The sequence below is a fragment of the Treponema sp. C6A8 genome, assembly GCF_000619925.1.
GTDB lineage: Bacteria > Spirochaetota > Spirochaetia > Treponematales > Treponemataceae > Treponema_D.
In genome coordinates this window covers 716,416-730,060 of sequence record NZ_JHVB01000001.1, presented here as the reverse complement: position 1 = coordinate 730,060, position 13,645 = coordinate 716,416, and the positions used below count along the sequence as shown (strand labels likewise).

Genomic DNA, 13,645 nt, shown 5'->3' with positions numbered 1-13,645 from the left:
AATTATAGAAAAATAATAGATAGCCACAGATAGGACGCAGATTTACACAGATGAGTTTTTTATCTGTGTGCATCTGTGTTCATCTGCGGCTATTTCTTTATTTTTTCCAGATTTTTTCGCGTACAAAAGTCTGGTTGCGGTCTGCACCAACAGAAACAATACCAACTTTTGTTCCTGTAAAGTCTTCAATAAACTCTACATAAGCCTTAGCGTTCTTTGGAAGTTTTTTGTAGTCTGTACATTTTGTAATGTCAGCCTTCCAGCCGTCAAACTTCTTCAAAACAGGTTTAGCGCGGTTGAGTTCAGGAATTGAAGTAGGGAAGTCTGTTACGATTTTTCCGTCGATGTCGTAAGCAACACAGGCTTCAATTTCGTTCATGTCATCGTAAATATCAAGGTGAGTAAGAACAAGGTTGTCGATTGAGTTTACGTGGCAGGCATAGCGAAGGGCTACCAGGTCAAGATAACCGCAGCGGCGTGGACGACCTGTTGTTACACCAAATTCGTTACCAGTATTGCGGACATAGTCGCAGAGTTCGCCTTCTGTATCAGCATTGAATTCAGATGGCATTGGACCGTTACCAACGCGGGTTTCGTAAGCCTTGAATACACCGTAAATCTTATCAAGTGCTTTAGGACCAATTCCAGAACCTGAAGCGGCTCCGTAGCTGCCAGAAGCACCTGAAGAAACGTAAGGGTAGGTACCAGAGTCAATATCCAGCATGGCACCCTGAGCGCCCTCGAACAAAATCTTTTCATCGCGGTATTCGTACATTTTAGCCGCAATGTTTACGCGCATTTTAATAAGCTGGTCTTTATACTGTTCAAGGAATTTCTTGTCTGCATCGTCAAGGTCGTTCCATTTTTCTTCCCAGTCAAGGTCTGCAACGCGAATACCGTCACGTTCAGATTTCATAGAATATGTAGTACCAATTCCGCGGCCTGTAGTTCCGATAGGGCGCTTGCGTGCTGCATCGCGCTGCTTGTCCATCTCACGGTAGCCTGGAAGAGTAAGGTGAGCACGGTCAGAAATAAATACACGGCCTTCCCAGTTTACACCGTTGTCTTTGAGCATCTGAAGTTCCTTAAAAAGAGCCTCAGGGTCGATTACCATTCCGCTTCCAAGGAAAACAGATTTTTCCGGATACAAGATTCCAGACGGAACCTGATGGAGAGCGTACTTTTTACCATCAACAACGATTGTGTGACCTGCATTAGCGCCGCCCGCAAAACGAACAACGTATTTTGCATCCTGAGCAAGGTAGTCAACGATTTTTCCCTTGCCTTCATCGCCCCACTGGGCACCCATTACTACAATATTCATGGTTTTCTCCTGCCGCTGAATCATCGCGGCGTAAAAGATATATTTTGCAGCAGCCCGAAGAATCATCTCAGGCTTTGCCACGCGCATACTATAGCACAAAGAAAGTTTTTAGTCAGCATGAAGTTTTTCAGCATAAGTAAAGAAATAACCACAGATGGGACACAGATATGCAATGGCTAAAAATCAATTTGCAAACTTCCAAATGAATCTGGCCATTGCTTAACTTGCGCATAGCGCATGTTGTAGGACTATCTGTGAAAATCTGTGTGTATCTGTGGCTAATTTTTGCTATACAAATTCTTAAATTTTCTGTTATAATATAAGCTATGTTTGTAGGTGCAGTGCTTTCTCATAAGCCTAATGTTTGCTCTTTTAAGGAAAATAAAATTCTCATCAGACTTAAAACACCGGTTTTTCAGGTAGTAATAAGTGATAAGGATTTAACTTGCATCTCAAAAAAAATCGAGTTCTTTCTCCGTCCTGATTTAGGCGGAATAAAAGCCCGGGTGATGGGCCGCGAATACGAGCCTGACGAATTAAAAGTGATTTTCCCTGCCATCACGCCAAGTATGTGGATTTCTACCCAGTTTGATAACGGTACGCTTGAATCAAATCTGGAAGGTATAGCAAAAACAATCGGTGGAAAGGTGATTTTTGTAAACGAGTTTAAATCACTCGATGATGTGTACGCGCTTTTGCTCAAGCAGGCTGTCTACGAAACGACACAGCATAAATCTACAATCAGAACCTACTGCGAAAAAAACATAGATCTTTTGAACGACCAGATACGCAGATTCAATGCCGAAAAAAACGCATTCGTGGAAATGTTGAATGAAGTATAGGTTAAAAATTATGAAAAAATTAGCATTATTGCTGCTGGCAGCAGGCCTTCTTTTTGCATCCTGCTGCTACGAGTCTTTAGACGACACTGCAGAGTACGATATTCAGGTAGATAATCTCTTCGTTTCCAGCATGCGCTCGGCAATTTCCAAAAATTTGGGAAACAATACTTCATTAAGCATCAACATCCAGTTTACCGGCGGTTACAACGATTCAAAATGGAAGGACGTAACCCTTGCCACCCTGTCAGGCACCATAATCACTTTTGATTCCGTGCCCCTCGGCAAAACCTTTGATATCTGGGTCGGCGTCTACTACGGCAGCGAACTCCTTTACGAAGCCTCTCAAAAATCCATCCGCCTGACTTCCGACACCACCGAACTTTCATTGATTTTGAAAAAACTGCTGAATACGCAGTATGTGTTGTATAACTATAATTCTCAAAATGGTTACCAATATTATTTGAAAGATTCTCCAGATGCAAGTGTTATTGAAACTTCAAATATGACGGCATCGTCAAATTCTTTTTGTTTTGATACAGAAGGTAATTTTTATTATATTGATGGCCCAAACATTCATTCGGACAGAAATGATTTTACTAATGATGGTGTACCAATTGGAATAGAACCTGTTTCTCAGTTTAAAATTAATGTAGATTTTGCAGAGAATGTTATGTATGTCGCTAGATTTACTGGTGATAATGTGTTTTATTTATATAAATATCCGAATTTAGTATCATCCCTTGATCCTGAAAATAACATAGAATATCAAATATCTGGCACATCGTTTACTTTTTCTAATGAAACTTCTATTGCTGTATACAATGGAGTTTTATATACGGTTGGATCAACAGATAATGATGATCATAACCCTCATCTTGTAAAAGCTAATCTATCCTCTGCTGGAGTTGTTTCAGTCACAGATTTAGTCAATTTAGGTAAATATGTTACTATGTCACCTAATGGTACAGTAACCGATATGCTTTATCAGGATGGTGCAATTTATATTCTTGGAAAAGATTTTTTAGATTCAACATCTTCTAGTGCTTCTCCATGGTATTATTATAGTCGTGGTGTTTTATTAAAATATGATATTGCCTCAGAAAAAATGTATTCTTTAGGTTTTTCTAATAATAAACTTTCTAATTCCGGAAAATATGCTTATCTAAATCGTGCTACTGGGGCTGATGGTATTTCTAATGCTCCTTATTATGCGGATTTTGAAAGGACAACTTTACTTCTTGCAAGGAGTTCAGATTTAATTGTAAATAATGACTCTGCTGATACATTGTGTATTTATGCTCCATCTTCAGCCAATTCTGGATTTTACGGCCCGTCAAAATTTATTGCCATAAAACCAAAGAAGCTTGTAATAGCAGATGATGGCATTGCTTTTTATACCGATTCTTTAGGGGCTTATCGCTATAAAAATGTTAATCGTATTGTAACTGTAGATTTGGAATCCTTTGTGATTTCAGGATATGATATGGTCTCATCGGGTGTAAAATTTAAAGAAGAATTGTCAGGCTTCTTACCTAATTCTTGTAAATATCAAAGTCTGAAAGGTGGTTTTAGTTTATATACATATTCTGATGGAAATTATACGGAATTTTCTGGAGGAACGGTATATTATGGAACAAGTGGTAATGATAATGATAATGATACTAAAGCTTCCTCATATAGTTATATGTCTCATATAATTCCTAATGGTGATTAATAATCGCATAAAATGGAATTACAAAATCTCTTAATTTCAGTCTGTATTCCAGTTTATAACACTGAGAAATATTTATCTCAGTGCTTGCGTTCTGTTTATACGCAGAATTTTGATTCTTTTGAAATTGTCGTAGTTAGTGATGCAAGTCCCGGAAAGGATTCAGAAGGGCATAGTGCAAAAAAGATTATAAAACTTGCCCGGAAAGAATCTGAAAAATATAGAAAAGAAAATCATCTTCAATTGATTCCAATCCGATTTATCGAGCTTAAAGAAAACCGCGGTTTAATTGAAGTCCGGCGAACTCTTATGTATGAAGCTCGTGGAATCTATATGACTCAATGTGACAGTGATGATGAAATGGAAGCCGGGGCATTAAAAGCTTTGTTCTCTGCCGGTGAATATGACATCATTCACGGAACAAGCACCGCCGGTTATTATGATAAAAGCGGCTCTTTTATTCCAACCCCAGAAAATCGCTATGGAAAAATCTTTTACGGCGAAATTAATGGAAGAAAAATCTTAATGAAATGGCTTTTAGATGGTGCTTTTACTGCAAATACCTGGGGAAAACTGATTAAGCATGAAATCTGGCAGAAGGCTTACGAACATATTCCTTATACAGAATGCAATATGGCAGATGATGTGCTTTTATTTTTCTTCATCGTTCAGTATGCAAAATCTTATAAGGGAATTGAAGAAAAAGTTTATCGATATCGTGTAAATACCGGAATGACAAGTGCCCGTAAAATAGACAGTCTGCACAAATGGAAAATGGTCTGTTCGGCCGCAAGCGTTTTTACTGTAATTTCTGAATGGATAAAAGAAAATCCCGGCAAACTCAGCGATGAAGAAGTAAATCATATCCGCAAAATGACATCATATTATCTATTAAATAACCTTCAGCAGCTAAAAGAAACTGTTATCCCGGAACTTCAGGCCGCTGCCCGCCAAATGCTCTGCGACTACTGGGGCAAATCCTTTGTTGAACGTTTAGAACAGTAGTCTCCGCGGTCGGTGACGATGTGGCGGTCGATGGTGGAGAGGCGGCGTTTCAGGCATTCTATGCACTCGGCGGCTTCGCTGGAGGTGCAGATTTTGTTTTCGTAGAGTTCGTATTTTTTGCGGACGCTGACGGGGGAGAGATTTGGCATTACGACGTTTGCGCCTGCCTGTAAGCCTTTTTCGCGGCCGAGCGGGTCTGCGGTGCCTAGAGCTGTGGTGGCTGGAATAAGGGCGTGAGGCAGAGTGAGGCGGGTAAGGGCAAGCATTATTAAAGTTAGTTTTACACTTCCCTGGGCAAAGTCTTTAAAAGGCGTTGCGTGATGGGGAATGAAAGGACCTATTCCTACCATGTGGGGCTGAAATTCTTTTAGGAAAAGCAAATCTTTTGCAAGTGATTCAAAGGTCTGGAAGGGGGAACCTACCATAAAACCGGCTCCTGTCTGAAATCCAAGTTCCTTTAATTCCTTTAAGCAGCGCATTCGGTTTTCAAAAACAAGCTGAGGCGGCTTAAGTTTTTTGTAATGTGTGCAGTCGGCACTTTCGTGGCGTAAAAGATAGCGGTCGGCACCAGCGCGGCGGAAAAGTTCGTATTCGCTTCGTGATTTTTCACCAAGAGAAAGGGTGACGGCACAGTCGGGGTGGGCGTTTTTAATTTCAGATGTAATTTTTGCAATGTCGTCTGCGGAATAAAAATCATCTTCTCCGCTTTGCAGTACAAAAGTTCTGAAGCCCAGTTCATAACCCTGCTTGCAGCATTCTAAAATTTCTTCTCTTGTAAGGCGGTAGCGGTCTACGTTTTTGTTGTCTTTTCTGATTCCGCAGTAGTAGCAGTTATTCTTGCAGTAATTTGAAAATTCTATAAGGCCACGGATATAAACATTTTTGCCGTAAGTATCTTCGGTAAGTTTTCGGGCAGTAGTAAAAAGATATTTTAGGCTTTCCTCGTCGGAGGAGTTTAATTCTTCTATTAATAAAGCAAGTTCTGCGGGTGTGGGTAGAGAAGACTGAAGACTGTCGATTTTGTTTTGTATACTCATACTTTTGTGACAGGTTCTATTGCCCTTGGAAGAAGTCCGTTTGCCCAGGCTAAAAAGAGGCCGTAGTTTATTACGGGGATTCCTTCTGATTTTAGGAGAGAGGTGCGTTCAAGCATTGTTTTCTGGGTAATCATGCAGGCTCCGCAGTGAATTACAAGGGTGCAGTCTTTTATGTTTTCCGGGATTTCACGGCTCCATTCAAAAGTAACAGATTTTCCGCCTGCGCAGATTTTCTTCTTAAAAATATTAGGGATTTTTACAGTGCCTATATCATCGTCTTTCTGGTGATGGGCGCAGGCTTCCATAATAAGAACTTTGCCACCGTCCGGGAAATTTTCCAGAACAGAAAGTGACTTCATAAAATATTCAAAATCGCCTTTTTTGCGGGCAAAGAGAATTGAAAAAGAAGTAAGAGGCTGCTCTGGCGGAAGAATCTTTGCAACCTGGGCAAATGCCTGGCTGTCTGTAATTACTAAATCAGGGGGATTTTTAAGAATTTTCAGGGCGCTTTCTAAGCCGTTTTCTTTTACTACAAATGCCTTGCAGTCGTGGTCTAAAAGATCTCGGAGAGTTTCTATCTGAGGAAGAATGAGGCGGCCTTTTGGGGCTGCTGAATCTATCGGGGTAACAAGAATTACTGTTGAGCCGGGGCGGACAATGCCTTCTACCGGTGTAAGTTCCCGCGCGATTTTTGAATCACTTTCTTCTATTAATTTGTAGATTTTTGAAACGTGCTCGGCGGTATTTTTTGAGGAGGAAAAAACAGCTGTTTTGCATCCGGCATTTTTGAAGAAGTTTTCTTTTTGTTTGAATATTTCAGAATCTTTTTTGTCATCAAAAGTAAAAATAGCAATTAGAGGAATTTTGCTTTTTGTAAGTTCAGACAGCAAAGTTTTTTCGTCCTCTGTAAGACTGATGTTAGCCGGAGTCGCGAAAAGCACTAAATCTGCTGTTGTAATTCTTGAATGTGATTTTTTTATGCGTTGAGCACCGAGTTCTGTCGTGTCATCAAGTCCTGCGGTATCTGTGATTGAACAAGGTCCCAGGTTTGAAAGTTCAATTTTACGGGTTACAGGGTCTGTCGTTGTTCCGGGAGCGGAAGAAACTACTGCAACATTGTTACGAAAGAGTGCGTTAAAAAGAGAAGATTTACCGGCGTTCGTGTTGCCGGCAATTACAATGTGTAATGATTCTGAAAGCGGTGTAGTGTTATCTGACATTGTAAGTCTCCTTGGGGGTGTTGCGGGGCTCTCCCCGCTAGAAGGGGTGGCGAGCAACGAAGTGCGAGTCAGGGGAAGGCTTTCCCCTAAAAATACAAATCCCTTTCCCCCTGCAGCAGCTTCTGATAGCTGGCGTTAAAATTCATAAAGAGCGCCTGCGGATAGGTGCCAGGAACTTTGCCGCGGATTTCTTCCATTTCGCGGGCAATAAGGTCCATGCCGATACGGCGGGTTTCTTCGCTTGCAAAATCGTCCAGCCATTCCTGGAATGTGAGTACAGCGTTGAGTTTGCAGAAACAGCCTTCAGTTCCGTTACGAAGAAGAGTCATAATTTTTTTGCCTGTGCGGCCGCAGCGGTAACCGGCGGTACAGAAAGAAACTATGTGGCCCAGCTGAGCGGCTTCGCGGATAACGGCATCAAGGCTTCGGGTGTCGCCAAGTTCAAACTGGGCGGTGTCAAGCTTCTGGCAGTCGGCGGCGGAGTTGAGACCCTGTCGGTATGCTTCTGAATAGGCGCGGAGCCCGATTCGGCTGTCTGCATCGCGCTGGGTGATGATGTTTGAAAGCTGGCGGATAGTTTCCGGCTTTTCGCGGTTTGTTACGATAAGGCCTGCGTATGGAATTGCAACGCGGAGAACTGCTACAAGGTATTTGAAATCTTCATCACTAACCCAGTTTTTAATAAAGCTGAAGTTTGTGCCGATTGCCTTTTCCAGACGGGGAACAGAAAGTGTGTGAGGGCCTAGTCCAAAATGTTTTTCCAGGTCGCGGGCGTGGGCAACCATTCCCATTACGTCAAATCGCCAGTCTGCAAGCCCAAAAAGACAGCCGATTGCAACATCGTCTATACCGGCTTCCATTGCGCGGTGGTGTGCGTAAAGACGCCACTGGTAATTTTCCTTAAGAGTATTTGCAGGGTGCATCTGAGCGTATATTTTGTGGTCGTAAGTTTCCTGGAAAACCTGAAAGGTTCCGATTCCGGCATCGTTGAGCTTTCGTAAATCTGCAATGCTCATTGGGGCGGCGTTTACGTTTACGCGGCGAATCTGTCCCCAGCCGTTACGAACCTTGTCTTTTACTGAATAAATGGTTTTCATGCAGTCTGCAATGTAGTCTGCATTTGATTCGGGGTGTTCGCCAAATACAATTACAAGTCGCTTGTGTCCGATTTTAGAAGCCAGTACGTGAGTTTCTTTTTCAACTTCTGCCTGAGTAAGTACCGAGCGTTTCTGTTCTTTGTTGTCTGAGCGGAATCCGCAGTAGCGGCAGGCGTTTACGCATTTTGAACTTAAGTAGAGCGGGGCAAACATTACAATGCGGTTGTCGTAAACTTTCTGTTTGATTTCTTCTGCGGCCTTAAAAACAAGGGCGCGAAGTTCGGAATCTTTTATGTTACAGAGAGCAGCAACGTCGGCATCGTCCATAAGTTCGATGTCGAGGGCCTTCTGAAGGATGTCTTCTACTCGTTTTCTTTCTATATTAATGGCATTTTCTGCCAGCGTGCGGTTTATGTAATCGTCGTCAATAAAGTCTTTACCGCCTTCCATGTAGCGGTCAATTTCATCCTGCTTGATTTGTGCCTTTACCCAATCGGAAACCTTATTCATGGCGCTAAGAATAGCATATTATGGAAAAGTGAGCAAATGAAGTTGTAAAAAATGTTATTTTCTACTAGAATGTTCGATTAAATAAAAGAGGTAACGTAATGGCATATTTTTTTGAAGAAGAATCCCACACTTTTGATGAGTATCTGTTGGTTCCGGGCTATACTGGCCCTGATTGTATCCCTGCAAATGTTTCTTTGCAGACTCCGGTAGTCCGCTACAACAAGAAAAACGGCGAAAAGTGCCCGCTTACAATGAATATTCCGATGGTAAGTGCGGTTATGCAGGCAGTTTCTGATGATAAGCTTGCAGTTGCTCTTGCAAAAGAGGGTGGAATCTCCTTCATTTTTGGTTCACAGACTATTGAAAATCAGGCTGCCATGGTTGCCCGCGTAAAGGACTATAAGGCTGGTTTTGTTTCTTCTGATACTAATATCCGTCCTGACCAGACTTTGACTGAGCTTGTTTCTTTGATTGAAGTAACAGGCCACTCTACTGTTGCTGTAACAGAAGACGGTTCTGCCAACGGTAAGCTTTTGGGAATTATCACTGAGCGCGACTTCAGAATTAATCACTGCGCTCCTGACGCTAAAGTAAGCGAATATATGACTCCTCTCAAGGACCTTGTAAAGGCAGAAGACAGCATCACTCTTGAAGAAGCTAATGATTTGATTTGGGCTCACAAAATCAATCAGCTTCCTGTTGTTGATAAAAAAGGAAATCTTTTGTACCTGGTATTCCGTAAGGATGCTGCAAGCCACACAGAACATCCTCTTGAGCTCTTGGATTCTAAAAAACGCTATATCGTAGGGGCAGGTATCAATACCCGCGATTATATGGAACGTGTTCCTGCTCTTTTAAAGGCTGGTGTTGATGTAATGACTCTGGACTCATCAGAAGGATTTACAGAATGGCAGCGCCGCGCTTTGCAGGACATTCACGCTAAATGGCCTAACGCAAAGGTAGGTGCAGGTAACGTTGTTGATGCAGAAGGCTTTAACTTCCTTGCAGAAGCTGGTGCTGACTTTGTAAAAATTGGTATTGGCGGCGGTTCTATCTGTATTACCCGCGAGCAGAAGGGTATTGGGCGCGGTCAGGCTACTGCTACTGTTGAGGTTGCTAAGGCCCGCGATGCTTACTACGAAAAAACTGGTATTTACGTTCCTATCTGTTCGGACGGCGGTATTGTTCACGACCATCATATCACTCTGGCTCTGGCTATGGGTGCTGACTTTGTAATGCTGGGTCGCTACTTTGCCCGCTTTGATGAATCGCCAACTAACAAGCTGATTGTAAACGGCAACTACGTTAAGGAATACTGGGGTGAAGGTTCTAACCGTGCCCGCAACTGGCAGCGCTATGATCTGGGCGGTAAAAAAGGCATGGCTTTTGAAGAGGGCGTAGACTCTTACGTTCCTTATGCCGGTTCACTCCACGATAACGTTACTCTTACAACAAGCAAAGTTATTCACGCTATGTGTAACTGTGGTGCTGTCAGCATTCCTGAACTTCAGCAGAAGGCAAAGATTACTCGCGTAAGTTCTGCTTCTATCCGCGAGGGCGGTGCTCACGACGTAATCGTAAAGAACAGCATTAAGGCAAATTAGTTTTTTTGACACGGATAAACGCGGATTAGCACGGATGGGACATGGATAGTCCTGCAACTTGCGCTATGCGCAAGTTAAGCAATGGTGATGTTGATTTTGAAGTTGTAAGGTTGTTTTTTTACCATTGCAAATCTGTGGACATCTGTGTTTATCTGTGGCCGTTTTTTTTCTTTATTTTTTGATAATCCCCGTGTATTCTTTAACTATGGAAAAATTCTTTCATATTAAGGAAAGCGGCTCTGATGTAAAAACCGAGATTATTGCCGGTCTGTCAACCTTTATGACAATGGCGTATATTCTTGCGGTTAATCCACTTATCCTTTCTGCCTGCGGTATGGACTTTACAAAAGTTTTTGCCGCCACGGCTATCGCATCTGCAATTTCCTGCTTTGTAATGGGCTTTTATGCCAATCTTCCTTTTGCGCTTTCTGCCAGCATGGGCGTAAATGCCATGTTTGCCTATACTATCTGTAATGCAATGGGCTATTCCTGGCAGTGGGGCCTTACAGCGGTTCTTATGGAAGGCATTATTTTTATCCTTCTTACTGTTACTAATTTGCGAGAGGCAATCGTAAACTGCATTCCTTCAACACTTAAAAAAGCAATAGGGGCTGGTGTCGGGCTTTTTGTGGCTTACATCGGTTTAAAAAACGGCAACATAATTGTTCCTCATTCTTCTACTATTACTGCAATTAATGCCCATTGGTTTGTTGGAACTCCGCTTTTGACAATTCTTGGGGTAATCATTACCGGTATTCTTATGGTTAAGAAGGTTCGGGGGGCAATTCTGGTTGGAATCTTTCTTGTGACCCTCCTTGGTATCCCTATGGGTATTACTAAATATGCTGGCGGCAGCTATCTTCCTGCAAGTCCCTATTTCTGTGAATTTTCATTTTCTGAGATTTTTACAAATCAAAAAACGATTTCAGATTTTATAATCATTACGCTTACTCTTTTATATGTTGATATGTTTAATACTGTCGGAACTTTGATTGCCTGCGCTGGAAAATCTAACATGATAAAGGAAGACGGCACAATTCCGAGAACTTCAGAAGCCTTGATGTCTGATGCGATTGGAACTACTGTCGGCGCCGTTTTAGGAACTTCTACGATTACAACCTTTGTTGAAAGTTCAACCGGAGTTGCGGAAGGTGGCCGCACAGGTCTTACCACAATTGTCGTCGGAATCCTCTTCCTTCTGTCTCTGTTTATAGAACCGATATTTGGTTCGATTCCAGCTGCTGCTTCTTCGTCAGCCCTTATTCTTGTAGGCTGCATGATGATTGCTCCTATGAAGGATATTGATTATTCAGACTATACAGAGTTAATACCGGCTTTCCTTACAGTTCTTATGATGATTTGTACTTCAAGTATTTCAGATGGAATCCTTTTTGGAATTTTGTCTTTTGTACTTATTAAGGCATTTACCGGACATATCAAAGAAGTTGAAACTATGACCTGGGTTGTAGCAGGCCTTTTTGTAATAAGAATAATAATCGGGATTTTGTCCTGATTAGAGAAGTTGATTATGGAAAAAAGTAAATTAAAGAAACTTATTGAAACTGCGACGGGAAGAGTTCCGGCAGATTTGTGCATAAAAAATGCTAAGGTCATTGATGTTTTTGACAGAAGCGTTTTTAATGCGGATATTTATATTTCTGATGATTATATTGCGGGGTTTGGCGGTCCTAATTTTCCTCAGGCAAAGGAAGTTTTTGATGCCAGGGGAAGTTATATCGCGCCAGGCCTTATTGATGCTCATGTTCATATTGAATCAAGCCATCTTTGTCCTGCAGAATTTTCCCGTCTTGTTATGCCCCACGGAACCACGACTATAATTGCGGATCCTCATGAAATCTGTAATGTATGCGGTCTGGACGGTTTTGATTATATGATTAAGGCTACAGAAAATCTTGCCTTAAAGGTTTTTGTTCAGTTTCCTTCCTGCGTTCCTGCAACTCCTTTTGAAAATTCCGGGGCAGTACTGGGGGCAGAAGAAATTGCTTCCCGCATAGACAGCCGTCGTGTTCTTGGGCTTGGGGAACTTATGAATTATGTTGGTGTCTGCAATTCTGATGATTTAGTTCTTGATAAGATAGCTGTTTCAAAAGAGCACGGAAAAGATTTCTTTGACGGCCACTGTCCCGGATTGGGAAAATCAGGGCTTGATGCTTATATTGCGGCAGGTGCCTTGAATGACCATGAATGTATCAGTCCGGAAGGCGCTCTGGCAAAGATAAGAAGAGGCATGTACATTATGCTCAGGGAAGGTTCTGCCACCCATGATGTAGTAACACTTTTGCCTGCTGTAAATGACAGGAATTATCACCGTTTTATGTTCTGTACTGATGACAGACAGCCTGCAAGCATTGTAAATGAAGGTCATATCGACAATAATATAAGAATTGCCATAAAGCATGGCCTTGATCCGCTTACTGCAATTACAATTGCAACTTACACTGCTGCAAACAGTTTTGGTTTAAGAAATCGGGGGGCTGTTGCTCCGGGACGTCTTGCAGATTTGATTTTGTTTGATGATTTATCTGATTTCAAAGTCAGAAAAGTCTGGGCCAGCGGTAAGCTTGTCGCAGATGAAGGACAATATCTTGCCAAAGACCAGCATGTAAAGCCTGAAAAAGTAAGCGGCAAAATGAATGTAAAAAACTTCAGCCGGGAAAGACTTGCCTTGAAACTGGCTTCTGACCGGGCTAAGGCGATTAAGATTATTCCTTATTCAATTGTTACAGATGCTTCTGAAGTAAAGGTTTTGCGTGATAAAAATGGCTGCTGGATTCGAAATGATGATGATGTAGTTAAGATTGCCGTTGTGGAACGCCATAAGGGAACCGGAAATGTGGGACTTGGACTTATTCAGGGCTTTGGTCTTAAGGGCGGGGCAATTGCGCTTTCCATTGCTCACGATTCTCACAATATAATTGTTGCAGGCGACAGTGATGAAGATATGGAAGCAGCCGTAAACTGCCTTGTAGAAATGGGTGGCGGTCTTGCCATTGCAAAGAAGGGAAAGGTAATTTCCAGTATTCAGCACGAAATTGCAGGCCTTATGTGCGATAAGCCGGCTCACGAAGTTGCAGAAAAAATTGAAAGTATGGTAGATATTGCCAGAAAAGAACTTTCGGTTCCGGAAACAGTAGATCCTTTTATGACGCTATGCTTTATGGCACTGCCTGTTATTCCGTCACTAAAAATCACCGATATGGGCCTCTTTGACGTTACTCAATTTAAGCATGTAAGTGTTGAGATTTAAAAGCAGGCGTTGCGGGCGGCGATTGAG

General features: G+C 42.1%; 10 protein-coding genes. 6 read left to right on the top strand and 4 right to left on the bottom strand.

The features are described from left to right. Positions 1–97: 97 nt before the first annotated feature. Entirely contained in the window at positions 98–1,324 is a 1,227-nt protein-coding gene (locus tag T530_RS0103265; protein WP_027727795.1) for an adenylosuccinate synthase, read from the bottom strand. A 326-nt stretch (positions 1,325–1,650) separates the two neighbouring features. Here T530_RS0103265 and T530_RS0103260 point away from each other — a divergent pair, with 326 nt between their 5' ends. From T530_RS0103260 to T530_RS0103250, 3 genes are read left to right on the top strand one after another with little or no spacing between them, the layout of a single operon-like run. Then, the gene (locus tag T530_RS0103260) at positions 1,651–2,166 is read left to right on the top strand and encodes a hypothetical protein (protein ID WP_027727794.1); all 516 of its coding nucleotides are present in this window, start codon (positions 1,651–1,653) and stop codon (positions 2,164–2,166) included. A 10-nt stretch (positions 2,167–2,176) separates the two neighbouring features. Further along, positions 2,177–3,880: a hypothetical protein gene (locus tag T530_RS0103255; protein ID WP_156011512.1), complete on the top strand. Its 1,704-nt coding sequence runs from the start codon at positions 2,177–2,179 to the stop codon at positions 3,878–3,880. Between the two features lie 12 nt (positions 3,881–3,892). Next, the gene (locus tag T530_RS0103250) at positions 3,893–4,882 is read left to right on the top strand and encodes a glycosyltransferase family 2 protein (protein ID WP_081773654.1); all 990 of its coding nucleotides are present in this window, start codon (positions 3,893–3,895) and stop codon (positions 4,880–4,882) included. Here the strand turns inward: T530_RS0103250 and hydE are convergent. The 3 genes from hydE to hydG all read right to left on the bottom strand — a co-directional run bounded on the left by hydE (position 4,843) and on the right by hydG (position 8,746). Further along, positions 4,843–5,919 carry a [FeFe] hydrogenase H-cluster radical SAM maturase HydE gene (gene hydE, locus T530_RS0103245; protein ID WP_081773653.1) on the bottom strand — a complete coding sequence of 359 codons (1,077 nt, stop codon included), beginning with the start codon at positions 5,917–5,919 and terminating at the stop codon, positions 4,843–4,845. The two genes, T530_RS0103250 and hydE, sit on opposite strands and share 40 nt — an antisense overlap. Continuing rightward, positions 5,916–7,139: a [FeFe] hydrogenase H-cluster maturation GTPase HydF gene (gene hydF, locus T530_RS0103240; RefSeq protein ID WP_027727790.1), complete on the bottom strand. Its 1,224-nt coding sequence runs from the start codon at positions 7,137–7,139 to the stop codon at positions 5,916–5,918. Before hydF ends, hydE begins: the two co-directional genes overlap by 4 nt. An 86-nt stretch (positions 7,140–7,225) precedes the next feature. After that, positions 7,226–8,746: a [FeFe] hydrogenase H-cluster radical SAM maturase HydG gene (hydG, locus tag T530_RS0103235; protein ID WP_027727789.1), complete on the bottom strand. Its 1,521-nt coding sequence runs from the start codon at positions 8,744–8,746 to the stop codon at positions 7,226–7,228. 98 nt (positions 8,747–8,844) lie between these two features. Between hydG and T530_RS0103230 the strand changes: the two genes are divergently transcribed. From T530_RS0103230 to ade, 3 genes are all read left to right on the top strand, one after another. After that, the gene (locus T530_RS0103230) at positions 8,845–10,350 is read left to right on the top strand and encodes an IMP dehydrogenase (protein ID WP_027727788.1); all 1,506 of its coding nucleotides are present in this window, start codon (positions 8,845–8,847) and stop codon (positions 10,348–10,350) included. 205 nt (positions 10,351–10,555) lie between these two features. Next, a complete protein-coding gene (locus T530_RS0103225; protein ID WP_027727787.1) occupies positions 10,556–11,863 on the top strand; it encodes an NCS2 family permease in 1,308 nt (435 codons plus the stop codon). 15 nt (positions 11,864–11,878) lie between these two features. Next, positions 11,879–13,618 carry an adenine deaminase gene (gene ade, locus T530_RS0103220; protein WP_027727786.1) on the top strand — a complete coding sequence of 580 codons (1,740 nt, stop codon included), beginning with the start codon at positions 11,879–11,881 and terminating at the stop codon, positions 13,616–13,618. The last annotated feature ends 27 nt before the right edge of the window (positions 13,619–13,645 follow it).

Coding starts and splice junctions, on each gene's coding strand:
- ade (WP_027727786.1), top strand. CDS start 11,879: ATGGAAAAAAGTAAATTAAAGAAACTTATTGAAACTGCGACGGGAAGA.
- T530_RS0103260 (WP_027727794.1), top strand. CDS start 1,651: ATGTTTGTAGGTGCAGTGCTTTCTCATAAGCCTAATGTTTGCTCTTTT.
- T530_RS0103230 (WP_027727788.1), top strand. CDS start 8,845: ATGGCATATTTTTTTGAAGAAGAATCCCACACTTTTGATGAGTATCTG.
- T530_RS0103255 (WP_156011512.1), top strand. CDS start 2,177: ATGAAAAAATTAGCATTATTGCTGCTGGCAGCAGGCCTTCTTTTTGCA.
- T530_RS0103225 (WP_027727787.1), top strand. CDS start 10,556: ATGGAAAAATTCTTTCATATTAAGGAAAGCGGCTCTGATGTAAAAACC.
- hydE (WP_081773653.1), bottom strand. CDS start 5,919: ATGAGTATACAAAACAAAATCGACAGTCTTCAGTCTTCTCTACCCACA.
- T530_RS0103265 (WP_027727795.1), bottom strand. CDS start 1,324: ATGAATATTGTAGTAATGGGTGCCCAGTGGGGCGATGAAGGCAAGGGA.
- hydG (WP_027727789.1), bottom strand. CDS start 8,746: ATGAATAAGGTTTCCGATTGGGTAAAGGCACAAATCAAGCAGGATGAA.
- hydF (WP_027727790.1), bottom strand. CDS start 7,139: ATGTCAGATAACACTACACCGCTTTCAGAATCATTACACATTGTAATT.
- T530_RS0103250 (WP_081773654.1), top strand. CDS start 3,893: ATGGAATTACAAAATCTCTTAATTTCAGTCTGTATTCCAGTTTATAAC.